17 protein-coding genes and 2 pseudogenes are annotated in these 22,693 nt (G+C 72.9%); 8 read left to right on the top strand and 11 right to left on the bottom strand.

Going from position 1 to position 22,693, the window contains the following annotated elements; all coding sequences use genetic code 11:
* Positions 1-42: 42 nt before the first annotated feature.
* The 4 genes from ACLGIH_RS22350 to ACLGIH_RS22335 are packed head-to-tail and all read left to right on the top strand — an operon-like array spanning position 43 to position 3,740.
* Positions 43-732: a polysaccharide deacetylase family protein gene (locus ACLGIH_RS22350; protein ID WP_416527043.1), complete on the top strand. Its 690-nt coding sequence runs from the start codon at positions 43-45 to the stop codon at positions 730-732.
* A gap of 1 nt (position 733) precedes the next feature.
* On the top strand, positions 734-1,891 hold the full coding sequence (locus ACLGIH_RS22345; RefSeq protein ID WP_416527042.1) for a glycosyltransferase: 1,158 nt from the start codon (positions 734-736) through the stop codon (positions 1,889-1,891).
* On the top strand, positions 1,888-2,640 hold the full coding sequence (locus ACLGIH_RS22340; protein WP_416527041.1) for a YveK family protein: 753 nt from the start codon (positions 1,888-1,890) through the stop codon (positions 2,638-2,640). Before ACLGIH_RS22345 ends, ACLGIH_RS22340 begins: the two co-directional genes overlap by 4 nt.
* Positions 2,637-3,740 (top strand): GNAT family N-acetyltransferase, encoded by a 1,104-nt coding sequence (locus tag ACLGIH_RS22335; protein ID WP_416527040.1) that lies wholly within the window; start codon positions 2,637-2,639, stop codon positions 3,738-3,740. Before ACLGIH_RS22340 ends, ACLGIH_RS22335 begins: the two co-directional genes overlap by 4 nt.
* Before the next feature lie 25 nt (positions 3,741-3,765).
* On the opposite strand, the gene ACLGIH_RS22330 is transcribed toward ACLGIH_RS22335, so the two are convergent.
* Positions 3,766-5,013, bottom strand: a complete 1,248-nt coding sequence (locus tag ACLGIH_RS22330; RefSeq protein ID WP_416527039.1) for a glycoside hydrolase family 26 protein — start codon at positions 5,011-5,013, stop codon at positions 3,766-3,768.
* Between the two features lie 141 nt (positions 5,014-5,154).
* Between ACLGIH_RS22330 and ACLGIH_RS22325 the strand changes: the two genes are divergently transcribed.
* On the top strand, positions 5,155-6,477 hold the full coding sequence (locus ACLGIH_RS22325; RefSeq protein WP_416527038.1) for a carboxylate--amine ligase: 1,323 nt from the start codon (positions 5,155-5,157) through the stop codon (positions 6,475-6,477).
* A gap of 83 nt (positions 6,478-6,560) precedes the next feature.
* Here ACLGIH_RS22325 and ACLGIH_RS22320 read toward each other — a convergent pair whose 3' ends face one another.
* The 9 genes and pseudogenes from ACLGIH_RS22320 to ACLGIH_RS22280 all read right to left on the bottom strand — a co-directional run.
* Positions 6,561-7,367 carry a chaplin gene (locus tag ACLGIH_RS22320; protein WP_416527037.1) on the bottom strand — a complete coding sequence of 269 codons (807 nt, stop codon included), beginning with the start codon at positions 7,365-7,367 and terminating at the stop codon, positions 6,561-6,563.
* Positions 7,368-7,482: 115 nt separating this feature from the next.
* Positions 7,483-7,710, bottom strand: coding sequence for a chaplin family protein (locus ACLGIH_RS22315; protein ID WP_416527036.1), 228 nt, complete (start codon positions 7,708-7,710; stop codon positions 7,483-7,485).
* Between the two features lie 264 nt (positions 7,711-7,974).
* Positions 7,975-9,900, bottom strand: a complete 1,926-nt coding sequence (locus ACLGIH_RS22310) for an AMP-dependent synthetase/ligase (RefSeq protein WP_416527035.1) — start codon at positions 9,898-9,900, stop codon at positions 7,975-7,977.
* A 117-nt stretch (positions 9,901-10,017) separates the two neighbouring features.
* Positions 10,018-11,598 carry a vWA domain-containing protein gene (locus ACLGIH_RS22305; RefSeq protein ID WP_416529449.1) on the bottom strand — a complete coding sequence of 527 codons (1,581 nt, stop codon included), beginning with the start codon at positions 11,596-11,598 and terminating at the stop codon, positions 10,018-10,020.
* Positions 11,599-11,804: 206 nt separating this feature from the next.
* Positions 11,805-12,668, bottom strand: a complete 864-nt coding sequence (locus ACLGIH_RS22300) for an ABC transporter permease (protein ID WP_416527034.1) — start codon at positions 12,666-12,668, stop codon at positions 11,805-11,807.
* The gene (locus ACLGIH_RS22295) at positions 12,665-15,319 is read right to left on the bottom strand and encodes an alpha/beta fold hydrolase (RefSeq protein WP_416527033.1); all 2,655 of its coding nucleotides are present in this window, start codon (positions 15,317-15,319) and stop codon (positions 12,665-12,667) included. The genes ACLGIH_RS22300 and ACLGIH_RS22295 overlap by 4 nt, the downstream gene beginning before the upstream one ends.
* Before the next feature lie 155 nt (positions 15,320-15,474).
* Positions 15,475-16,977: a CoA-acylating methylmalonate-semialdehyde dehydrogenase gene (gene mmsA, locus ACLGIH_RS22290; protein WP_416527032.1), complete on the bottom strand. Its 1,503-nt coding sequence runs from the start codon at positions 16,975-16,977 to the stop codon at positions 15,475-15,477.
* Positions 16,974-17,155 (bottom strand): annotated as a pseudogene (locus ACLGIH_RS22285) (hypothetical protein); the annotation flags it as partial. The pseudogene ACLGIH_RS22285 and the gene mmsA, both read right to left, overlap by 4 nt.
* A gap of 43 nt (positions 17,156-17,198) precedes the next feature.
* Positions 17,199-17,288 (bottom strand): annotated as a pseudogene (locus ACLGIH_RS22280) (5-deoxy-glucuronate isomerase); the annotation flags it as partial.
* Positions 17,289-17,658: 370 nt separating this feature from the next.
* Between ACLGIH_RS22280 and ACLGIH_RS22275 the strand changes: the two are divergent.
* The 3 genes from ACLGIH_RS22275 to ACLGIH_RS22265 all read left to right on the top strand — a co-directional run bounded on the left by ACLGIH_RS22275 (position 17,659) and on the right by ACLGIH_RS22265 (position 20,685).
* Complete coding sequence (locus ACLGIH_RS22275; RefSeq protein ID WP_416527031.1) at positions 17,659-17,859, top strand: helix-turn-helix transcriptional regulator; 201 nt, start codon at positions 17,659-17,661, stop codon at positions 17,857-17,859.
* A 207-nt stretch (positions 17,860-18,066) separates the two neighbouring features.
* Positions 18,067-18,306, top strand: a complete 240-nt coding sequence (locus tag ACLGIH_RS22270) for a heavy-metal-associated domain-containing protein (RefSeq protein WP_416527030.1) — start codon at positions 18,067-18,069, stop codon at positions 18,304-18,306.
* An 87-nt stretch (positions 18,307-18,393) separates the two neighbouring features.
* On the top strand, positions 18,394-20,685 hold the full coding sequence (locus tag ACLGIH_RS22265; RefSeq protein ID WP_416527029.1) for a heavy metal translocating P-type ATPase: 2,292 nt from the start codon (positions 18,394-18,396) through the stop codon (positions 20,683-20,685).
* Positions 20,686-21,345: 660 nt separating this feature from the next.
* On the opposite strand, the gene ACLGIH_RS22260 is transcribed toward ACLGIH_RS22265, so the two are convergent.
* The gene (locus ACLGIH_RS22260) at positions 21,346-22,635 is read right to left on the bottom strand and encodes a citrate synthase (protein ID WP_416527028.1); all 1,290 of its coding nucleotides are present in this window, start codon (positions 22,633-22,635) and stop codon (positions 21,346-21,348) included.
* Positions 22,636-22,693 lie beyond the last annotated feature (58 nt).

Genomic DNA, 22,693 nt, shown 5'->3' with positions numbered 1-22,693 from the left:
GCGGCCACCGGTGCCCGCCCGCCGCGCGTCCCCTGGATCGCGATGTACCACTCAGTGGGTGACCGCTCCGACGACCCGTACCGCGTCACGGTCACGCCCGGCCGGCTCGACGGGCAGCTCGGCTGGCTGCGGCGGCGCGGGCTGCGCGGGGTGTCCGTCGCCGACCTGCTGGCCGCCCGCGCCCGTGGCGAGGGCCGGGGCCTGGTCGGGCTGACCTTCGACGACGGGTACGCCGACTTCGTCACGCACGCCCTGCCGCTGCTGCGCAAATGGGACTGCGGGGCGACCCTGTTCGTGCTGCCGGGCCGGCTCGGCGCCGACAACGCCTGGGACCGGCTGGGCCCGCGCAAGCCACTGCTGACCGCGGACGGCATCCGGCACGTCGCCGCGGAGGGCGTGGAGATCGGCTCCCACGGGCTGACCCATGTCGACCTGACCGAGGCCGACGACGCCACGCTGCGGGCGGAGGTCGCCGGGAGCAGAGCGCGGCTCACTGAGCTGACGGGTGCTCCGGTCACCGGGTTCTGCTACCCGTACGGCACCGTCGACCGGCGGGTCGCCGACGCCGTACGGCAGGCCGGGTACGGCTACGGCTGCGCCATCGACCCCGGTGCGCTGACCGGCCCGTACGCCCTCCCCCGGATCCATGTCGGGGAGAGCGACACGGCCGTACGGCTGCTTCTGAAGAGGGCACTGCACCGGTGGCGACGACGTGCTGCCGAGGGGGTGTGAGATGCGGGTCCTGCACATCATCACCGGTCTCGGTGCCGGCGGCGCCGAGCAGCAACTTCGGCTGCTGCTGCGGCATCTGCCCGTCGACTGCGACGTCGTCACGCTCACCGAGCCGGGAACGGTCGCCGCCGGGCTGGCGGCCGACGGGGTGCACGTGGTTCACCTCGGCATGACCGGCAACCGCGACCTGTCCGCCCTGCCACGCCTGGTCCGCCTGATCCGCGACGGCGGCTACGACCTGGTCCACACCCACCTTTACCGGGCCTGCGTCTACGGCCGGCTCGCCGCCCGGCTCGCCGGCGTCCGCGCGGTCGTCGCCACCGAGCACTCCCTCGGTGACACCCGGATGGAGGGGCGCCCGCTGACCGCGAGCGTACGCGCCCTGTACCTGGCCGGGGAGCGTTTGGGCAGCACCACCGTCGCCGTCTCCCCCACCGTCGCCGACCGGTTGCGACGCTGGGGCGTGCCCGCGCCGCGTATCGAAGTCGTTCCCAACGGCATCGACCTGGACCGCTTCGGCTTCGACCCGGTACGGCGGCTGGCCACCCGGCGCCGGCTGGGGCTGTCGGACGAGGCCTACGTCATCGGCGGCATCGGCCGGCTCGTGGCCGACAAACGGTTCGACGTCCTGGTCCGCGCCCTGGCCCGCCTTCCCCGGGACTACTGGCTGCTGCTGGTCGGCGGCGGCCCCGAGGAGCATCTCCTGCGCCGGACCGCCCACGAGGCCGGGGTCACCGACCGGGTGCTGCTCACCGGGGAACGCCCCTACCTGCCCGACGGCTCCCCCGGCCCCGATCTGCCGTCGCTGGCGTCCGCGATGGACGTGCTGGCCTCCCCGTCCCCCGAGGAGGCCTTCGGGCTGGCGGCCGTGGAAGGGCTCGCCTCCGGGCTGCCGGTGCTGTACGCCTCCTGCCCGGCGATCGAGGACCTGCCCCCGTACACCGCGCCGGGCGCCCGGCGTGTCCGCGGCGGCGAGGAAGAGTTCGCGCGCGCCCTGGCCGAGGTCCGGGCGGCGGGGCCCTCCCCGCGCCATCCGCCGGAGGCCGCCCGCCACTACTGCATCACCCACAGCGCCGCCCAGCTGATGGACGTGTACGCCACCGTCCTCGCGCACGCGTTGCCCCCGGCATCCGCATCCCAGGGAGTCAATTCCGTATGACGGACAAGACGGAGAACAAGACACAGAAGAGGCCCGACAGCCGGGCCGGCGACCGAGCCGACGGGCAGGCGCCCGGCTGCCGCCGCCCAGCCACCGCCCTGGCCCGCGCCGGAACCCGCGTCAGGTCCCGGGCCCGGTCGCTGCCGTCCTGGTCCCTGCTGATCGCGGGCGCCCTGGCCGGCACCCTGGCCGGCGGCGCCTACGGCCTGGCCCGGTCGCCGCAGTACACGGCCACCAGTTACGTCGTCGCCGTACCGGCCGAGGGGAGCGACCCGGCGTCCGCGCTGGGCTTCGCACAGGCCTACGGCCGGGTCGCCACACAGCTCGCGGTACTCGGGGACGCACAGGTGTGGGCGGGGGTGCCGGCCGCGACGCTGGAGGAGAGCGTGCGGACGGCGACCTCGCCGGACGCGCCGATGGTCGCGGTGACCGCCACCTCCGCCCGCCCGGGCCTCGCCGCGGACATGGCCAACGCCGTCGCCCGTGCGCTGACCCAGCACGCGAGCACCACGGCGCACGCCACCCACGTCGGACTGCGGCAGTTCGCCCGCGCCACCGAGCCCGCCGAGCCGTCGTCCGCGTCCGCCGCGCTGACCGGCCTGGTCGGGGCGAGCGCGGGCGGCCTGCTCGGCGCGCTCGGCCTGCTGGTCCGGCCGCGCCGGGCCGCGGACACACCCGGCCGCCCGGCCGCCGTGCCCGGGCCCGCCCACGCCCCCGTGCCCACCTCCGACGTCCGCGGGCACCTGTGACGTACCGGACCGAACTGATCACCGACGAGCGGAGCTTCGCCGGTCTGGACACCGACTGGAGGCGCCTGCACCGGCGGTGCGGGTCGGCGACCCCGTTCCAGAGCCACGCCTGGCTGCACTCGTGGTGGCTTTCGTACGGCAGGCCGGGCCGGCTGCGGCTGCTCGTGGTCCGCGACGGGCCCGCACTGGTCGCCGCCGCCCCGCTGATGCGCGTACGGCGGCCGGTGCCGGCCCTGGTACCGCTCGGCGGGACGATCTCCGACTACGGGGACGTCCTGGTGGACGACGAGCACGGCGAGGCTGCGGTGGCCGAGCTCACCGACGCCCTGTCGGCCGCCGCGCGCACCGCCCTCGTCGATCTCCGTGAGGTGCGGCCCGGTGGCGCAGCCGAACGGGTGTACGCCCGCTGGCGCGGACCCCGGCGCCAGGTCGACGACTCCCCTTGCCTGGAGCTGCCCGCCGTCCCGATGCCCGACCTGATCGCCCGGCTGCCCTCCGCCAAGTCTCAGCAGCGGGCCCGGGCCAAGCTGCGCAGGCTGCACGCGCTCGGCGTCAAGAGCCACGTCGTCCTGCCCTGTGAAGCGGAGGCAGCGGTGGGACGGCTGCTGGAGCTGCACCGGTTGCAGTGGCAGGCGCGGGGAGTGAACAGGGAGCATCTGCGGGCCCGGTTCCGTGAGCACCTGGTGCGGTCGGCGGGAGCGATGGTGTGCTCCGGGGAGGCGGTCGTCACCGAGTTCCGGCTGGACGACGAGGTGGTGGCCGTCGACCTGACGTTGTTGTCACCGGGGCTCGCGGGCGGCTACCTGTACGGCGCCCATCCCCGGCTGCGCGACCGCAGGGCGGACGTGGCAACGATGCTGCTGGACTCCTGCTCCGGGCACAGCCTGGCGCAGGGACGGGGAACGCTGAGTCTGCTGCGCGGTGACGAACCGTACAAGCACCACTGGCGGCCCCGCAGGGTGGTCAACCAGCGGCTGCTGCTGGCCCGGCGGCGCACCGCACCGCTGCTGGCGGCGGCGGTCGGTGACATCGCCGCACGCCGTCGGGGCAAGGAGTTCCTGCGCGGCCGGAAGGAGCGCGACGGTGGCGGCGGGGGCTGACCGGGCCGGCCGCCACCGTGCGCCGCTAGCGGTCTTCCGGCAGCCGGTCCAGGCGCAGGCACAGCCGGCTGCCGAACCAGCGCTCGAACCAGCGGTCGAACCAGTCACCGAGGTCCAGCGGCGAGCAGCCGGCCGGGGGCTCGGGCCTGGTTGGCTGCGGCGTCGGCACCGGTGCCGGCGGGGTGCCGGGCTCGTCCGTGCGGCCGGACAGCACGGACCGGTAGACCTGGGACGAGCGGGGATTGCCGGCGCACTGCCACACGCCGTGCGGGCAGTAGTCGGTCAGCGTGTTGTACAGCGGCCGGTGCTCGTCCATCCAGGCGAGCATGCGCCGCATGTACTCGGCGTTGTCGCCGTTGCGGAACAGTCCCCACTCGGGATAGGAGATGGGCTTGCCATGTGCCCGGGCGAAGTCGACGTGCGCTTGGAGGCCGTAGGGCTCGGTCACCTGTTCGTCGAAGGTCATGCCGTGCGGCTGGTCGTAGGAGTCCATGCCGATGATGTCGACCGTGTCGTCCCCCGGGTAGCACTCCGTCCAGGGAACGGCGTCACGGCCGCGGCTCGGCGCGAAGTCGAAGCGGAACCGCTGGCCCGGCACGGCGCGCATGGTGGTGACGATCCGGTTCCAGTACGCCTTCCAGGCCCGCGGGTCCGGACCGCAGCGGTGGGTGTACGTGGTGCCGTTCATCTCCCAGCCCAGCACCAGGACCGTGTCCGGCACCTCCAGCTCGACCAGCCGCTCGGCCAGGGCCCGGAAATGGTGGTCGAACCGTCCGGCCGCGCCCGCGCGCAGCAGCTCGCGCACCTCGTGGTCGGGGATGCCCTCCTCGTTGCGCTCCAGCATGGGCACATTGAGGACGAACAGCCGATCGGCCCCGCGGCTCCGCCAGTCGGCCCACGCGTCGAGGAAGCCCGGGGCGCCCGCGATGTTGCTCCACCGGTCGCCAGGCAGATAGGTGTGGCCGACGCGCAACTCGGCACCGCCCAGCCAACGGCTCAGCTCGGCCATCCGGGCCACGCCGCGGGAGTCGTACTGCAGGTAGGCACCGAAGGCGGGAACACCGCCCGGTGGCTCCTGCGGTGCGGCGGAAGCGGACGGTGTGGCGGAAGCGGACGGTGCGGCGGAAGCGGACGGTGCGGCGGAGGCGGACGGTCCGGGGTCGGTTGGGCCGGCGGCCCGCACCGGGCCCGCGGCCAGCGCGGCCGACACGGCGATCGTTGCCGCCACGAGCGCCGACCGCCGCATCCGCGTCCGTGGCTGGTGTGGGGGCATACCGGCCCTCTCTTTCTCCCTTGTTTCCTTCTTGTCTCAGCTGCTCTTTCTCCTCGTCTGTTGACAGTCAGTCATGTGAGAGGCCATCACGCCACCGGTACTACGGCTTCCGAGTACTCCCGAACCGAAGGAAGAAAGTCAGTGTCGTCTTTCGACACCCGCGTTCCCGCTGTCGTCCTGCGCATCGACCCCAATCCCTTCCACCACGGCACCCTGGGCGCCGTGCGCTCCCTCGGCCGGGCGGGCGTGGACGTGCACGTGGTCGCCGATTGCGCGCACAGCCCGGTCGGCGCCTCCCGTTACATCCGCCGGCTGCACACCCCGCCGCCGCCCGGCGCATCCCCGGCGGACATCGCGGAAGTACTGCGCCGCGTCGCGGCCGGTATCGCGCGGCCCGCCGTCCTGGTGCCGATGGACGACGCGAGTGCGATCGCGGTGGGCCGCACGCGCGCGGAGCTGGTCTCCCGCTATCTGCTACCGGACCTGCCCGGCCCGCTGCCCGAGCGCGTGGCCGACAAGGCCGAACTCGCCGCGGTGTGCGCGGCCCTCAACATCCCGCATCCGGTGACGGTGCTTCCGGACAGCGCGGCCGAGGCCGTCCGCGCGGTGGAGGCGCTGGGGCCGCCGGTGGTCGCGAAGTGGAGCCGGCCCTGGCTGCTGCCCGCCGGCAGCGGGCTGCGCAGCACACGGCTCGTACGCTCCGCGCAGCAGGCGCGAGAACTGTACGCGCGAGCCGAGGAGGCGGGAGGCCGACTGCTGTTGCAGGCCTTCCTGCCTCCGGGCCCGGACCGTGACTGGTTCTTCCACGGGTACGTCGACCGCGGCGGCACCCTGCGCGCGGGCGGCACCGGCCGGAAGACGCACGCCCGGCCGCGCGGCGCCGGCCTGACCGCGGTCGGCCGCTGGGCACCCGACCCGGGGGTGCGCGCGCTCGCCGAGCGGGTCGTCGGCGAGCTGGGTTACCGCGGTGTCCTCGACCTCGACTTCCGCCGCTGCGGCAGCACGGGGCGCTATCACCTGCTCGACTTCAACCCACGTCCCGGCGCCCAGTTCCGGCTCTTCACCGACACCGCCGGGCTGGACGTCGTACGGGCTCTGCACCTTGACCTGACGCACCGTCCACTGCCGGTGGGGGCGGCCGTGCCGGGCCGGGTGTTCGTGGTGGAGAACTACGCGCCGCTGACCGCGCTGCGGCCGGCGCCCGGCGGGCGGGAGCCTGCCTGGCACGCTCCGGACGACCGGGGCCCCGGCCGAGAGCTGTGGGGGCTGTGGGGCCGCCATGTGGCCAGGCGGCTGGTTCAGCGCCTGCGCCGACAGGACACGGGGCGAAGGGGCATGGCGGGCGTCCGCCCGCTTCCGCAGACGGCCGCCACCCGGCTGCCGGTCCAGGCCGGCCCGGCAGATCCGGCGGACCCGGCCGACCCGGTAGGCCTCGGCGTCGGCGAACGGGCGGGCAGCCGCTGAACGGGGGCGGCGGACACAGCTCCGCCCCCGGCCGGGCCGTCGGCGCCGTGCGGGGGCGGAGCGGGGAAGGGGCCGCGGCGACGCTACCGAGCGGAGACGGCGCGGCTGCGACGGTACAGCAGGACACCTCCGGTGATCAACCCGGCACCCGCGGTGGCGGCGCCGAGCAGGCCCTCGCTACCAGTCTCCGGCAGGGACGGCGTCCCGTGACCGGCGTCGGCGGGCGGCGCACTGTCCTCGCCCGCGGGCGGCGCACTGTCCTCACCAGCGGGCGGCGTGCTCTCCTCCCCGTCCGACGGCGGGGTCTCCTCCTCACCGGCCGGGGGAGACTTCTCCTCGGCCGCCGGCGGCGGGGTGTGGCCGTCCGGCGGCTGCGGCTTCGAAGGTGTTGCCTCGTCGCCGTAACCACCATGTCCGCAACTGTTGCCGGCCACCGGGTTGAGCGCACCGACCACGTCGACGGTGTTTCCGCAGGCGTTCACCGGCGCGTTGACCGGCACCTGGACGACGTTGCCGGAACCGGTACCGGACGAGCCCTCGGTCCGGCTGTCCGCGGCGGAGCCGGAACTGTCGTCCTCGCCGTAACCGTATCCGTCGTCCGAGCCGTAGCCCCAGTCCTCGTCCGCGCCGTACCCGGAGTCGTGGTCCTCGCGCTCGTCGGAGTCGGGTCCGCACTTGTTGCCGAAGGACGGGTTGAGCGCTGCAGCCGCGTCGACGGTGTTGCCGCAGGCGTTCACCGGCGCGTTGACCGGCACCTGGACAACGTTGCCGGAGAAGTCACCCGAAGAATTCTTGGCGACCCCGTCCGCCTGCGCGTCGGCGAGGGCGGGGCTGCCGCACAAGGACAGGACGCCGGTCGCGGCGGCGGCCGCGACCATTCCCCTGCTCAAGGTCTGTCGCAATTCCTTGATCTTCCTGCTGGTAGATGTGGGAAACCGGCCTTGGCACCAACTGGGTCGCCCGAGGCCGACGATGACGCAGCCGGGCGGCTGGTGCCCGACGGCGTCAGTCGCTCTCGCACTCGTTGCCGGACGCTGGGTTCAGCAGACCGATGACGTTGATGGTGTTGCCACAGACGTTCACCGGTACGCTGACCGGCACCTGGACGACGTTGCCGGAGAAATCGCCCTCGGAATCCATGGCCACGGCCGCGGTGTCGGCGTCGGCGACGGCCGGGGTGCCCATACCCAGAGCCATGATCGTGCCCGCGACGAGAGCAGCACTCTTCTTCATGTCATGTCCCTTCTCTGCAGTCATGCTGGAGTGACGGCCGAAGCCGAGCGAGCACCGTTTCGATGGCTCGCACCATGACCGCAGCCTGCAAACGAGGAAATGACTGCCGGGGAAACTACGAAACGGATGACCATGAGGAATTCACTCGAATGCCCCATGGCGCAGCGCGGCCGGAGCCCTCGCATGTCGAGAAAAGAGAGTGCATTGGCGTGAGCACCCTTTGTCGCGGAGGAATTCCCTGGGAGAAAGGGACCTCTTCGTCCGTCAGCGCTGCTGCCCGTACAGCGCCTCGATCTCCGCCGCGTACGCCGTCACCGCCGCATGCCGTTTGACCTTCAGCGACGGGGTCAGCAGCCCGTTCTCCTCGGTGAACTCGCCGTCGATCAGGCGGAAGGCGCGGATGGACTCGGCGCGCGAGACCGCCGCGTTGGCGTAGTCGACGGCCCGCTGAACCTCGGCGCGCAGCCGCGGATCGCGGACCAGTTCGGACAGCGGGGTGTCGGCGGGCAGCTTGCGGACCGCCAGCCAGTGGGCGACCGCGTCGGGGTCGAGGGCGATCAGGGCGCCCACGTAGGGCCGGTTGTCGCCGACGACCAGGCACTGGCCGACCGGCGGGCGGCTGCGCAGCCGGTCCTCCAGGACGGCCGGGGAGACGTTCTTGCCGCCCGAGGTGACCAGGAGGTCCTTCTTGCGTCCGGTGATGGTCAGGTAGCCGTCGGCGTCCAGGGAGCCGAGGTCGCCGGTGGCGAACCAGCCGTCCCGGAGAACCTCGTCGGTGGCGGCCGGGTCGTTCCGGTACGCACCGAAGACGATGCCGCCCTTGATGTGCACCTCGCCGTCGTCGGCGATGCGGACCGCCGTGCCGGGTACGGGCAGGCCGACGGTGCCGGGGCGGGGCTTCAGCGGTGGGACGACGGTGGCGGCCGCGGTCGTCTCGGTCAGGCCGTAGCCCTCGTAGACGATGACGCCGGCGGCGTAGAAGAACAGGTTGAGGTCCCGTTCGAGCGGGGAGCCGCCGCTGATGGCGTAGCGCAGCCGGCCGCCCAGCTCCTGGCGGACCCGGCGGTAGACCAGCAGGTCGTACAGTGCCCAGGCGGCCCACAGGCCCGGGCCGGGGCCCTTGCCGCGGCCGAGGAAGCGGTTGAGGTGGGCCTCGCCGAAGCGGACGGCGATGCGGTGGGCGCGCTCGAAGGAGGCGCCGCGGCCGATCTTCTCGGCGGTCGCGCGGCCGGTGTCGTGGATCTTCTCGAACAGGTAGGGCACGCCGACGAGGAAGGTGGGGCGGAACGCCTTCATCGCGGGGCGCAGTTCGTCGGGTTTGATGCTCGGGCAGTGGCCGATCTCGATGCGGGCCATCAGACACGCGATCTGGATGGTGCGGCCGAGGATGTGGGCGAGCGGGAGGAAGAGGAGGGTCGAGGCGGTCTGGCCGGTGACCTCCTTGAAGATCGGGTGCAGCAGCTCGACCGTGTTGGCGGCTTCCGCGTGCAGATTGGCGTGGGTGAGGACGCAGCCCTTGGGGCGGCCGGTGGTGCCGGAGGTGTAGCAGACGGTGGCCACCGTCTCGGGGGTCAGGGCGGTGCGGCGCTTGGTGACCTCCTCGTCGGGGACGTCCCGGCCGAGGGCCGTGAGGTCGTCGAGCGCACCGGCGTCCAGCTCCCAGGTGTGTGGGTGTTCGGGGTGGTCCGCCGTGCCGGCCAGGACGGTGGCGGTGTTGTCCGCAGTCTCGGTGATCACGTGGCGGGCGCCGGAGTCGCGGACGATCCACTCGACCTGGTCGGCGGAGGAGGTGGCGTAGACGGGGACGCTCTGGCCGCCGGCGGCCCAGATGGCGAAGTCGAGGACCGTCCACTCGTAGCGGGTGCGGGACATCACGGCGACCCGGCCGCCGGGTTCCAGGCCGGCGGCGATCAGCCCCTTGGCCACGGCGGTCACCTCACGGGCGAAGGCCGCCGCGGTCACGGGCCGCCAGGCGCCGGCCGTCTCCCGGCGCAGGAGCACCGCGTCGGGGGCCTCGGCGGCGTTGGTGAACGGGATGTCGGCGGTGCTGCCGGTGGTGGGTCGGGACGCCAGGGGTGCGGTGCGGGCCTCGCGGACCGTGCCGTGGGCGTCCCTGACGGTCTCGGTTCGGGTGCGGGACGCCAGCTGGCTGTGGCGCTTCGCCCGTTTCAGATCCTTGCGTACGCCCATGGCGGCTCCCGGTCGCGGCGGTGGCTGACGTGCTGGCAGGCTTACTTACTCCAGAGTCAACTTACCCACGCGTAAGAAAGTCAAGGGTTCGGAAAGCCGCGGCCCGGCCCCGTCCGCTCACATCAGGCGGTTCGCCGTTTCGATGGCCCGGGCCAGCCCGCGAATGTCCTCGTCCTCCGTCCGGTCCGCCAGGTCGTCGGCCCGCTCGGCGAGTTCAGCGAGGCCCGGCGCGCCCGGCAGGGGGCCGTCGCGTCCGTCGCGTCCGTCGCGTCCGTCGCGTCCGTGGGAGGAGCGCAGGGCGTCGGCGAACCAGGCGGCGGTCGCCGTGACCTGCATGCCGCGGCCCGCGCTCCAGACGTCGTCGTCGAGGGCGCCGGTCTCCACGTCGCCGGACTCCTCGTGCGGGGCGCGGGTGCCGGGGTCCAGCCAGCGGACGGTGGCGGTGGCCAGGTGACCGTCGGCGCCGGGCTCGGTGCGGACGGCGTAGAGGGCGGTGACCGTGTGCCCGGGGCCGATCTCGCCGCCGTCGACCCGGTCGTCGCGGAAGTCGTCGTCGGCGACCCGGCGGTTGTCGTAGCCGATGAGCCGGAACTCGGCGACCGTCTCCGGGTCGAAGGCCACCTGGGCCTTGGCGTCGCGGGCGGTCAGCTCGATGTGCCGGGGCAGCTGTTCGCTGAAGACCTCGTGGGCCTCCTCGTCATCCGACACGTAGGTGGTGTGGCCGTCGCCCTTGTCGGCGAGGCGTTCCATCAGCGCGTCGCCGTAGTCGCTGCCGACGCCGACGCCGAAGAGGGTGATGCCGTGCTCGCGGCGCTCGTCCGCGATGCGTTCGAGGATCGTGTCGGGGTCGGTGTCACCGGTGTTGGCGAGGGCGTCGGAGACGAGGACGACCCGGTTGGTGGCGCCCTCGCGCAGGCCCTTCACGGCGGTGTCGTAGCCGGTCTCGACGCCCGCTCCGAGGTTGGTGGAGTCGGTGGGCTCCAGGCCGTCGATGGCGTCGTGGATCTCGTCGCGGTTGCCGTCGAGCCGGGTCATCGGCAGGACGGTCTCGGCCTCGTCGCTGAAGGTGACGATCGCCACCGAGTCGTCGTCGTCCAGCCGGTCGGTCATCACGCCGAGGGATTCCCGGGCGAGGTCGAGGCGGCCGGGTTCGGCCATGGAGCCGGAGATGTCGATGACGAAGGTGAGGGCGGCGGGCGGGCGTTCGTCCGCCGGTTCGGCGGCCCGGGTGGCCAGGCCCACGCGGACCAGGGACCAGTCCTCGTCCGCGGTCCGGGCGCCGTCGACGGTCACCGTGAAGCCGTTGCCGTCGGGGCGGGCGTAGTCCTGGCGGAAGCTGTTGACGAACTCCTCGGGGCGCACCGTCGACGGGTCGGGGAGCCGGCCCCCGGCCAGGGTGCGGCGGGCGTAGCCGTAGGAGGCGGTGTCGACGTCGAGGGCGAAGGTGGAGAGGTGGTCCTGCGGCTCCTCGTACCGGTCGTCGCCCTGTCCGCCCGTGCTCACCTCCCGGTCGGCCGGGGGCCGCGGCCCCGGGAGGGCGTTGCCGCCGCCGTGCCTGCCGTCCGCTCTGCTGCCCTGGTCGTCGCCGCCGGTGCCACTGCAGCCGGTGAGCAGCAGGCCGCCCGCCGCCGTGAACGCCAGCAGTGCGCCGCGCAGCCGTCGTGGCCGGTGCAGCTGTCGTGTCCCGTGCCGCCTCATCGTCCGTGCCCCCTGGTCCGTTGACTGGTCCATCGGCCGGACCGTCACCCGGTCCGTCGACCGGTGCCCTGACTGGTCCGCCGATGCCGACGTACGTGACTGTGACGCGGTGGGGGGACGGAACGTGCGGCACGGGGCGTCACGGGTGTGTCTCGAACTGGGCACGGCGGGGGCCCGTCGAGACCGGTGGGTGATCCTCCGTTGACCTAGGACACCACGTCCTTGCGGGCGAAACCCCGGAAGGCCAGGGCGAACAGCACGAGCGCGTACGTTACCGAGACGGCGGTGCCCTGGATCATGCCGGACCACTCCGGACTCGGCTGGAGGGCGTCCGCCCAGGCGAACTGCCAGTGCGCGGGCAGGAAGTCCCGCCAGTGGCCGAGGGCGGTCACCGCGTCCAGCACATTGCCGACGATGGTCAGGCCGACGGCGCCGCCCACCGCGCCGAGCGGGGCGTCGGTCTTCGTGGACAGCCAGAACGCCAGCCCCGCCGTGACCAGCTGGGACACGAAGATGTACGCCACGACCACGACCAGCCGCTGCACCGCCGTGCCCGCGTCGAGCGCACCGCCGGTGGGGATCTGCAACGGCCCCCAGCCGTAGGCGACCGTGCCGACGGCGAGGGCCACCACCGGCAGCAGGACCATGGCGGCGAGGCTCAGACCGAGCCCGACCGCGAGCTTGGAGGCGAGCAGCCGGGCGCGTGGCACCGGGGCGGCCAGCAGGTAGCGCAGGGAGGACCAGCTCGCCTCGGAGGCCACGGTGTCCCCGCAGAACAGGGCGACCGGGATGACGAGCAGGAATCCGGCGGACACGAAGAGGTTGACCGCGGCGAAGTTGGCGCCGGACGCGGTGGCCGTGTCCATCAGCGTGATCCGGTCGTCGGGCCCGTCCGGCTCGCCGCCGATCGCGAAGGCGGCGACCAGCACGAACGGCAGCGCCGCGAGGATCGCGCCCATGACCAGTGTGCGGCGCCGCTTGAGCTGGCGGACCAGTTCCACCCGCAGGGGCAGGGTGCGGCCCGCCCGGTAGCCGGAGGCGGTCTCGGCCGGTTCGGTGAGCGGGCTCATGCGGAGCCTCCGATCAGGGTGAGGAAGGCGTCTTCCAGGCGGCGGTACGGACCGACCGACGCCACCGGCACCTCCAGCCGGACCAGTTCGGCGACCAGGCGGGGCGCGGTGCCGTCGGCGTCGAGCCGGATCAGCAGCCCGTCGTCGGTGCGCACGACCGAGGCGACGCCCGGCAGTGCGACGACCTTGTCGACGACGGGTTCCTCGACGGGCACGTCGGTGCCGACCAGGAGGGTGTCGCCGGAGCCGATGATCTCGCCGACCGGGCCCGCCTGGACGAGCCGGCCGCGGTCCATGACCACCAGGTGGGTGCAGGACTGCTCGACCTCGGCCAGCAGATGGCTGGAGACGATCACCGTGCGGCCCTCGGCGGCGTAGCGGATCATCACCTCGCGCATCTCGCGGATCTGCGGCGGGTCCAGGCCGTTGGTCGGTTCGTCGAGGATGAGCAGGTCCGGCAGGCCCAGCATGGCCTGGGCGATGGCGAGGCGCTGGCGCATGCCCTGCGAGTAGGTGCGGACCGCGCGGGCCAGCGCGTCGCCGAGGCCCGCGATCTCCAGGGCCTCCTGAAGGTGCGCGTCCTCCGGCGGGCGGCCGGTGGCCTTCCAGTACAGCTCCAGGTTCTCCCGGCCGGACAGGTGGGGCAGGAAGCCTGCGCCCTCGACGAAGGCGCCGACCCGGGACAGCACGGGCGCGCCGGGACGGATCGCGTGGCCGAAGACGCGGATCTCGCCGTCGTCCGGCCGGATCAGGCCCATCAGCATGCGCAGCGTCGTCGTCTTGCCGGCGCCATTGGGGCCGAGCAGGCCGAGGACCTGGCCCTTCTCGACGCGGAAGGACAGCTCCCGGACCGCGTACCGGTCGCTCGACCCGGCGTAGCGCTTGCTCAGTCCGGTGATCTCGAGGGGCACTTCGGCCAGCGCCGGATCCGGGGCGGGGGCCGCGGTGCGGCGGCGTGCCGTGAGCAGCAGGGCCAGGGCGGTCACCGCGCCGGCCGGGGGCAGCCACCACACCCAGGCGGGCAGCGGGGCGGCGGCGGTCCGCACGCCGGGTGCGGTCGGGACGGTCAGGTCGCCCTTCAGGGAGACCGTGTACGTCGCCGGGGCGGCCGGTGAGGCGTAACCGAGGTCCGTGGAGGCGAGGACGAGGCGGAGCCGGTGGCCCTTCTGCACCTCGTGGTCGATCGCCGGGAGGGTGAGCGTCACGTCCTTGCCGGCCTGGGCGCCCGCCACCCGGACGGGGGCCACGAGCTGGGCGGGCAGCACCTGGCGGGTGCCGTCCGGGCCGACGTCGTACACCTTCCCGAAGACGACCGCGTCCTCGGCGGTGGACCGGACGTGGACGGTGGCCTCCGGCGATCCGGTGATCCGCAGGTCGTCGCGGACGGGCGCGGAGGTGAACGCGGCGTACTGGCCGGGGAAGTCGAGCGAGACGCCGACGCCCAGCGAGGACAGCTGGGCCAGCCCGCCGGAGCCGCCGAGGCCGGGCAGGGCGGAGACGGCGGGCGGGCTGGCCCCGGCGGGGTTGGCGAAGGTCTGCTCGCCGCCGGTCAGGGGTACGGGCCGGCGTCCGCTCTCCAGGCCCGGGTAGGTGTCGGCGCTCGCGCCGCGCAACTGGGCCTGCCCGTCGGTGGAGTCGACGCCCCCGGTGCGGCTGACCCGGAACGCGGGGCCGGTGTCGGCGCCCTTGTCGCCCTTGAGATGGCGGTCGAACCAGGCCTGCACGCGCGCGTGGAGACGGTCGGTCTCCATGTCGCCGCCGTCGTGGCCGCCCGCGATCCAGTCGACGTCGACGGGAGCGCCGTTCGCCCGGATCGCCTTCGCCGCCGCGTCGGCCTGGGCGAGCGGGAAGAGGGAGTCGGACTGGCCCTGCATCAGCAGCGTGGGTACCTCGATGCGGTCACCGACGGCCTGTGCGCTGCGCTCCTCCAGCAGCTTCACCGCGGCCGCGTCCGGCTCGCCGGACGCGGCGACCCGCTGGTACATGCGGCAGAGCCGCTCCTCGAACTTCTCGCAGCCTCCGCCGCTGTTGACGAAGAGGCCCGCCCACAGCTTCTTGAAGACGCCGTTCGGGAACAGGGCGTCCGCCAGGTTCCAGTAGGTGATGGCCGGGGCGATGGCGTCCACCCGGTCGTCGTGCCCGGCGGCCAGCAGGGAGACCGCGCCGCCGTACGACGAGCCCGCCATGCCCACGCGCGGGTCGCCCTTGCCGTCGAGGCGCACCTCGGGCTGCCCGGCCAGCCAGTCGAGCAGGCGGGAGACGTCGGCGACCTCGGCGTCGGGGGCGTTCAGCCCGATCTTCCCCGTGGACCTGCCGAAGCTGCGGGCCGACCAGGTCAGGACCGCGTACCCGTCCCGGGCCAGGGTCTCCGCCTGGTCCCGCACGTCGGCCTTGCTGCCGCCGAAGCCGTGGGCCAGCAGGACGGCCGGACGGCGGCCGGGGGGACCCGCCGTGAAGTACGAGGTGTCCAGGCGCACGCCGTCACCCACCGGCATCACCCGGTCGGCGCGGCGCACCTCCGGCGCGTCGTCGGAGGCGGCGACGGCCGTCCACGTACCGGCACCGGCGAGTACGACGACGGCGGCCGCGGCGGTCAGCATCCGGCGCGGCCCCCGAAGCAGCCCTCGCAGTCCGGGCAGTCGAAGATCCATGCGTCAACGGTACGGGCCGCCACCGACAACCGGTGCCGTCCCGGGGACGAACTCCCGGACCTCCCGTGGGCGTACGGCGCCGCCGCCGCGTACCGCGGTCGTGGTACGCGGCGGCGGGCCGCCCGGGGCTCAGTGGTTGCGCGGAAGCCCGCGGCTCAGTGGTTGCGCGGGAAGCCCAGGTCCACGCCGGCGGGGGCGTCGGCCGGGTCCGGCCAGCGGGTGGTGACGACCTTGCCGCGGGTGTAGAAGTGCGTGCCGTCGTTGCCGTAGACGTGGTGGTCGCCGAAGAGGGAGTCCTTCCAGCCACCGAAGGAGTGGTAGCCGACCGGCACCGGGATCGGGACGTTCACGCCGACCATGCCGGCCTCGACCTCCAGCTGGAAGCGGCGGGCCGCGCCGCCGTCCCGGGTGAAGATCGCGGTGCCGTTGCCGAAGGGCGAGGCGTTGATGAGGGCCACGCCGTCCTCGTATGTCTCGGCGCGCAGCACGCACAGCACCGGGCCGAAGATCTCGTCCTGGTAGGCCTTCGCGGTGGTCGGCACCTTGTCGAGCAGCGAGATGCCGATCCAGTGGCCGTTCTCGTGGCCGTCGACGGTGTACCCGGTGCCGTCGAGGACCACCTCGCAGCCCTCCGCCGCCGCGCCCTCGACGTAGGACGCCACCTTGTCGCGGTGGGCCTTGGTGATCAGCGGGCCCATCTCGGAGGCCGGGTCGCCGCCGGGGCCGATCTTGATCTTCTCGGCGCGCTCGCGGATCTTCTCGACCAGCTCGTCGCCGATGGCGCCGACCGCGACGACCGCGGAGATCGCCATGCAGCGCTCGCCGGCGGAGCCGTAGGCCGCGCTCACCGCGGCGTCCGCGGCGGCGTCCAGGTCGGCGTCCGGCAGCACCAGCATGTGGTTCTTGGCGCCGCCCAGGGCCTGCACGCGCTTGCCGCTGGCGGAGGCGGTGGTGTGGATGTGGCGGGCGATGGGGGTGGAGCCGACGAAGGACACGGCCTTGACGTCGGGGTGCTCCAGCAGCCGGTCCACGGCCACCCTGTCGCCGTGGACGACGTTGAAGACGCCCTCCGGCAGGCCCGCCTCGGCGAGCAGCTCGGCGATCCTCATCGACGCCGAGGGGTCCTTCTCGCTCGGCTTGAGCACGAAGGTGTTGCCGCAGGCGATGGCGATGGGGAACATCCACATCGGCACCATCGCCGGGAAGTTGAACGGCGTGATGCCGGCGACGACGCCCAGCGGCTGCCGGATCGCGGCCACGTCGACGCGGGTGGCGACCTGGGTCGACAGCTCGCCCTTCAGCTGGACGTTGATGCCGCAGGCCAGGTCGACGATCTCCAGGCCGCGCGCGACCTCGCCGAGGGCGTCGGAGTGCACCTTGCCGTGCTCGGCGGTGATCAGCTCGGCGATCTCGTCGCGGTGCGCGTCCAGCAGCGCCCGGAACCTGAACAGGATCGACGTGCGCTGGGCCAGCGAGGACTGGCCCCAGGTCCGGAACGCCTCCTGGGCGGCGGCGACGGCGGCGTCCACCTCCTCGACCGACGCGAAGGCGACCTTGGTGGTGACCTCACCGGTCGCCGGGTCGGTCACCGGCCCGTAGGTGCCCGAGGCGCCCTCGACGGCCTTTCCGCCGATCCAGTGGTTGACGATCTTCGTCATGACCGAGTACTCCTTCGCAGATGGCGGCGTCGGGTCCAGACGTGCCGTTCGTACAGCTCAGCGGCCTTGACCACGGTGTTCGGGTCGCGGTCTCGGCCACGGATACATCCCACCAGGCGTGGACCTCGCATGCGCCCGACACAGTGTCTGCGGTTCGGGTCCGCGCGTAGACACATGTTCCGGGCGGGTGGCAGGGGCAGGGCGGTACGGGCCGGCCGGGCCTCCGGCGCGGGGGCGCAGCGGGCGGGGAGTCGGCGCCCGCGCTTCGCTCCTGCCAGGGCGAAGCGGCCTCCCGCACCGGAGGCGGTCTCTTCCTCCGGCTTTGTAGTGCGGCGCCGACAGACCTGTCAATGCTTTGTCCGGACATTCGAATGACATTCTTGGCATCTTCGACCGAGGGGCGGCGCCGTCCGGGTCAACTGACGCGCGGCGCCCTCCGGGTCAATGCGCCGCGCCCACGAGCCCGCGTACGCGCGTGCAGCACTCGTGTCACAAACACCACCGATGCGTCACAGGCGTCACGCCTACGCGGCCCCTCGGTCACACGCACGCACGATCACCCTCCGGCCCTCACGGTGCGTCGTTGAGCGGGCACAGGCTGATGATCACCAGCGCAGTGCCCGGCTCCCCCGACGGCCGTTCCCGGCCGACGCCGCGGCAACGCGCGGGGAGGTGCAACGCATGACCGACCGCAGGCTCTGGTCGTACAAGGACATCGCGGCCCACATCCGGGTACAGCCGGACACCGTACGGTCGTACCGCAAGCACGGCCTGCTGCCGCCACCGGACCACGTGGAGGCCGGCAAGCCCTACTGGTACGCCGACACGATCCGCGCCTGGGTGGCGTCCCGGCCGAGCAACCGAGGACGGAGGCACGAGTGACGCCCGCCCCCGAGGTGACACAGGAAGGCGCCGAGCGGGAGGCGCCGGCACACGGGAGGGAGGGCGTCCTTTTACGCTGTCCGGAAACCCCGGTACGCGACACCAGTACCCCCTAGGGGTATGGTGGGGAACGTGTGATCCGATCCGGGGCCTTCCGGGCCCCGGATGCCGGGTACCCGCCCCCCACGCCCCGACGAGGAGTTGCGAATGACCGCCAAGACCGACACCCCGGGTTCCGTCACCACCGTCTACAAGGTGAGCGGGATGAGCTGCGGACACTGCGAGGGCGCCGTCTCCGGCGAGATCTCCGAGATCCCCGGCGTCAGCTCGGTGAAGGCCGTGGCCTCGACCGGCGAGGTCACCGTCGTCTCCGCCGCACCGCTTCAGGAGGAGGCCGTGCGCGCCGCCGTCGACGAGGCGGGCTTCGAGCTCGCCGGCACGGTCTGAGCGGCACCCTCCCGACCGCCACCGCAGCCCCGCCGGCCGGGCCGCGCCGCACCGGCACGGCCCGGCCGTCCGTATGGAGTCCGGACCATGACCAGCACCACCGAAGGCACCCCGCTCCCCGCGGCCCCGACCGGCACGGACCCCGGCCGTGCGGAGGTCGAGCTGCGCATCGGCGGCATGACCTGTGCGTCCTGCGCGGCCCGCGTCGAGAAGAAGCTCAACCGGATGGACGGCGTCACCGCCACGGTGAACTACGCGACGGAGAAGGCCCGGATCAGCCACCCGGCGACCATCGAGGTCGCCGACCTGATCGCCACCGTCGTCAGGACCGGGTACACCGCCGAGGAGCCGCCCCCGCCGGCCGAGCCGCAGCGAGCGGACGACCCGGCCCGTGCCGGGACGGAGCGGGACGGCACGCCCGCCACGGACTCCGAGCTGTCCGCCCTGGGTCGGCGCCTGGTCGTCTCCGCGGCCCTCGCCGCCCCCGTCGTCCTGCTCGCCATGGTCCCGGCGCTCCAGTTCGACCACTGGCAGTGGCTCTCGCTCACCCTCGCGGCGCCCGTCGTCGTCTGGGGCGGCCTGCCCTTCCACCGCGCCGCCTGGAGCAACCTGCGGCACGGCGCGGCCACCATGGACACCCTGGTCTCCCTCGGCACCCTCGCGGCGTTCGGCTGGTCGCTGTGGGCGCTGTTCCTCGGCGACGCGGGGATGCCGGGCATGCGGCACCCCTTCGAACTCACCGTCTCCCGCGCAAACGGTGCCTCCGCGATCTACCTGGAGACCGCCGCGGGTGTCACCGCGTTCCTGCTGCTCGGCCGCTATCTGGAGGCCCGCTCCAAGCGGCGTGCGGGCGCCGCGCTGAGGGCGCTGATGGAGCTGGGCGCCAAGGACGTGGCCGTACTGCGCGACGGCCGGGAGGTGCGGGTACCGGTGGACCGGCTGGCCGTCGGCGACCGGTTCGTCGTCCGCCCCGGCGAGAAGATCGCCACCGACGGAACGGTCGTGGAAGGCGCCTCGGCGGTGGACGCCGCGATGCTGACCGGCGAGTCGGTACCGGTGGACGTGGGCGTCGGCGACACCGTCACCGGCGCCACGGTCAACGCCGGGGGCCGGCTCGTCGTCGAGGCCACCCGGGTGGGCGCCGACACCCGGCTGGCGCGGATGGCGAAGCTGGTGGAGGACGCGCAGAGCGGCAAGGCCGAGGTGCAGCGGCTCGCCGACCGGATCTCCGGCGTCTTCGTGCCGGTGGTGCTGCTGATCGCGGCCGGCACCTTCGGGGGCTGGCTGGGCACGACCGGCGACACCGTCGCCGCGTTCACGGCCGCCGTCGCCGTCCTGATCATCGCCTGCCCGTGTGCGCTGGGGCTGGCCACCCCGACCGCGCTGCTGGTCGGCACGGGCCGCGGGGCCCAGCTCGGCATCCTGATCAAGGGCCCGGAGGTGCTGGAGTCCACGCGGCGGGCCGACACCGTCGTCCTCGACAAGACCGGCACCGTCACCACCGGCCGCATGACCCTGCACGAGGTGTACGCCGCCGAGGACGCCGACGAGGAGCAGGTGCTGCGCCTCGCGGGCGCCGTCGAGCGGGCCTCCGAGCATCCCGTGGGCCGGGCGATCGCGGCGGGCGCCGAGCGGCGGCTGGGCACGCTGCCGGACGCGGAGGACTTCGCGAACGTGCCGGGACGCGGTGTACGCGCGCGCGTGGAGGGCCATGAGGTGGCCGTGGGGCGCCTCTTCGCGTCCGTGCCGCAGGACGTCGCCCGCGCCGCCGAGCGGGCCGAGCGGGACGGTCGTACGGCCGTCGTCGTCGGCTGGGACGGGGCGGCACGCGGTGTCGTCGCCGTCGCCGACACGGTCAAGGAGACCAGCGCCGAGGCGGTGGCCGAGCTGCGCCGGCTCGGGCTGCGGCCCGTGCTGCTGACCGGCGACAACCGGCGGGTGGCCGAGTCCGTCGCCCGGGCCGTCGGCATCGACGAGGTGCTCGCCGAGGTGCTGCCCGAGGACAAGGTCAACGCCGTACGGCGGCTGCGCGCCGAAGGCCGCACGGTCGCGATGGTCGGCGACGGGGTCAACGACGCCGCCGCGCTGGCCACCGCGGATCTGGGGCTGGCGATGGGCACGGGCACGGACGCGGCCATCGAGGCGGCCGACCTGACCCTGGTCCGCGGGGACCTGCGGGTGGCCGCGGACGCCATCCGGCTCTCCCGGCGGACGCTGGCGACGATCAAGGGCAACCTCGGGTGGGCCTTCGGCTACAACGTGGCCGCGCTGCCGCTGGCCGCGGCCGGGCTGCTGAACCCGATGATCGCCGGGGCGGCGATGGCGTTCTCGTCGGTGTTCGTGGTCACCAACAGCCTCCGGCTGCGCAGGTTCCGCTGATCCCGGAACGGCAGCCCCCCTGGAGTCCGGCAGACGCCTCACATAAGCTCTTCACAAGGCCCACGCATCTTCCTTACGCTGGATCCCGTTCCGCGAATCGGGTCCCTTGCGTATCTACCGGACATACGCAAGAGACGCAGATCACAGTGATGCGAACGTAACCATCGAAGGGGTTCGAAGGTCTAAGTTGGCGATGTCGGCCGGCGTCTTGGGGGGCGCAATCCGGCATCTGGGGATGTCTTGGGGGACTTCCCCGGAAATGCGTTGCCGGGGCACGTACACCGGGAAGCTTTGAGCGGCCCTCCCGGGCGTGCGTTGTCCCGGCAGACCGCACGCAGGCAACACAACAGCACAGGACGAGTACGGCGACTTCTGCTCGTTGTGCTCACACAGCGATTCAGGCGCTGTCCTCACAGACGCCCGGCCGGATCCCGTGGGGGGAATCCGCACCGGGACATGGGAAGGCGCCCTGGTCGTCGGCCCGTGGGGGGACCGGCGCACCGGGGCGCCTTCTGCTGTCGCCGACCGCCCGTGCGGGGCGATGCGCACTGTGCGCGGGACACGAACCGTGCCGGGGGGGGCGACTGCGCGGGGGATGGGAGAAGCCCCGCACCAACCTCAGTGGTACGGGGCTTCGAAGTACCGCGGGATGCGCGCTGCTCAGCGCTCCTCGACCGGCACGAAGTCGCGCTCGACCACGCCCGTGTAGATCTGGCGCGGGCGGCCGATGCGGGAGCCCGGCTCCTTGATCATCTCGTGCCACTGGGCGATCCAGCCCGGAAGGCGGCCGAGGGCGAACAGGACCGTGAACATCTCGGTCGGGAAGCCCATGGCCCGGTAGATCAGGCCGGTGTAGAAGTCGACGTTCGGGTAGAGCTTGCGCTCGGTGAAGTAGTCGTCGGAGAGCGCGTGCTCCTCCAGCTTCAGGGCGATGTCCAGCAGCTCGTCGGACTTGCCGAGGGCGGAGAGCACGTCGTGCGCGGCGGCCTTGATGATCTTGGCGCGCGGGTCGAAGTTCTTGTAGACCCGGTGGCCGAAGCCCATCAGGCGGACGCCGTCCTCCTTGTTCTTCACCTTGCGGATGAAGGTGTCGACGTCACCGCCGGTGTCGCGGATGCCCTCCAGCATCTCCAGCACCGACTGGTTGGCGCCGCCGTGCAGCGGGCCCCACAGGGCGTTGATGCCGGCGGAGATCGAGGCGAACATGTTCGCCTGCGAGGAGCCCACCAGGCGGACCGTGGAGGTCGAGCAGTTCTGCTCGTGGTCCGCGTGCAGGATCAGCAGCTTGTCCAGGGCGGAGACGACGACCGGGTCGAGGTCGTACTCCTGCGCCGGGACCGAGAACGTCATGCGCAGGAAGTTCTCGACGTAGCCGAGGTCGTTGCGCGGGTAGACGAACGGGTGGCCGACCGACTTCTTGTAGGCGTAGGCCGCGATCGTCGGAAGCTTGGCGAGCAGGCGGATGGTGGAGAGATTGCGCTGCTGCTCGTCGAACGGGTTGTGGCTGTCCTGGTAGAAGGTGGACAGCGCGGAGACGACCGACGACAGCATGGCCATCGGGTGGGCGTCGCGCGGGAAGCCGCGGTAGAAGTTCTTGACGTCCTCGTGCAGCAGGGTGTGCTGCGTGATGTCGTTCTGGAACCCGGTGAGCTGGTCGACGGTCGGCAGCTCGCCGTTGATCAGCAGGTAGGCGACCTCCAGGAAGGTGGAGCGCTCGGCCAGCTGCTCGATCGGGTAGCCGCGGTAGCGGAGGATGCCCGCCTCGCCGTCCAGATAGGTGATGGCGGATTTGTACGCGGCGGTGTTGCCGTACCCGCTGTCCAGTGTCACCAGACCGGTCTGGGCGCGGAGCTTCCCGATGTCGAAGCCCTTGTCGCCGACGGTGCTGTCGATCACCGGGTAGGTGTACTCGCCGTCGCCGTACCGCAGTACTACAGAGTTGTCGCTCACGTCTTCCCTCACCGACGTAGTGCCTCATCTTCGAGGTGCCCTGACTGTCTCTACCATC

This window comes from Streptomyces hamibioticus (genome assembly GCF_047946815.1).
Lineage (GTDB): Bacteria > Actinomycetota > Actinomycetes > Streptomycetales > Streptomycetaceae > Streptomyces.
Note: the sequence above shows the minus strand (reverse complement) of the source record. Positions and strands in the feature narration are given on the sequence as shown.

What these genes read in the sequence shown, in the direction of transcription:
- ACLGIH_RS22350 (WP_416527043.1), top strand. Translation starts at nt 43, where the DNA reads ATGTACCACTCAGTGGGTGACCGCTCCGACGACCCGTACCGCGTCACG.
- ACLGIH_RS22345 (WP_416527042.1), top strand. Translation starts at nt 734, where the DNA reads ATGCGGGTCCTGCACATCATCACCGGTCTCGGTGCCGGCGGCGCCGAG.
- ACLGIH_RS22340 (WP_416527041.1), top strand. Translation starts at nt 1,888, where the DNA reads ATGACGGACAAGACGGAGAACAAGACACAGAAGAGGCCCGACAGCCGG.
- ACLGIH_RS22330 (WP_416527039.1), bottom strand. Translation starts at nt 5,013, where the DNA reads ATGCCCCCACACCAGCCACGGACGCGGATGCGGCGGTCGGCGCTCGTG.
- ACLGIH_RS22315 (WP_416527036.1), bottom strand. Translation starts at nt 7,710, where the DNA reads ATGAAGAAGAGTGCTGCTCTCGTCGCGGGCACGATCATGGCTCTGGGT.
- ACLGIH_RS22310 (WP_416527035.1), bottom strand. Translation starts at nt 9,900, where the DNA reads ATGGGCGTACGCAAGGATCTGAAACGGGCGAAGCGCCACAGCCAGCTG.
- ACLGIH_RS22305 (WP_416529449.1), bottom strand. Translation starts at nt 11,598, where the DNA reads ATGAGGCGGCACGGGACACGACAGCTGCACCGGCCACGACGGCTGCGC.
- ACLGIH_RS22300 (WP_416527034.1), bottom strand. Translation starts at nt 12,668, where the DNA reads ATGAGCCCGCTCACCGAACCGGCCGAGACCGCCTCCGGCTACCGGGCG.
- ACLGIH_RS22295 (WP_416527033.1), bottom strand. Translation starts at nt 15,319, where the DNA reads ATGGATCTTCGACTGCCCGGACTGCGAGGGCTGCTTCGGGGGCCGCGC.
- mmsA (WP_416527032.1), bottom strand. Translation starts at nt 16,977, where the DNA reads ATGACGAAGATCGTCAACCACTGGATCGGCGGAAAGGCCGTCGAGGGC.
- ACLGIH_RS22275 (WP_416527031.1), top strand. Translation starts at nt 17,659, where the DNA reads ATGACCGACCGCAGGCTCTGGTCGTACAAGGACATCGCGGCCCACATC.
- ACLGIH_RS22270 (WP_416527030.1), top strand. Translation starts at nt 18,067, where the DNA reads ATGACCGCCAAGACCGACACCCCGGGTTCCGTCACCACCGTCTACAAG.
- ACLGIH_RS22265 (WP_416527029.1), top strand. Translation starts at nt 18,394, where the DNA reads ATGACCAGCACCACCGAAGGCACCCCGCTCCCCGCGGCCCCGACCGGC.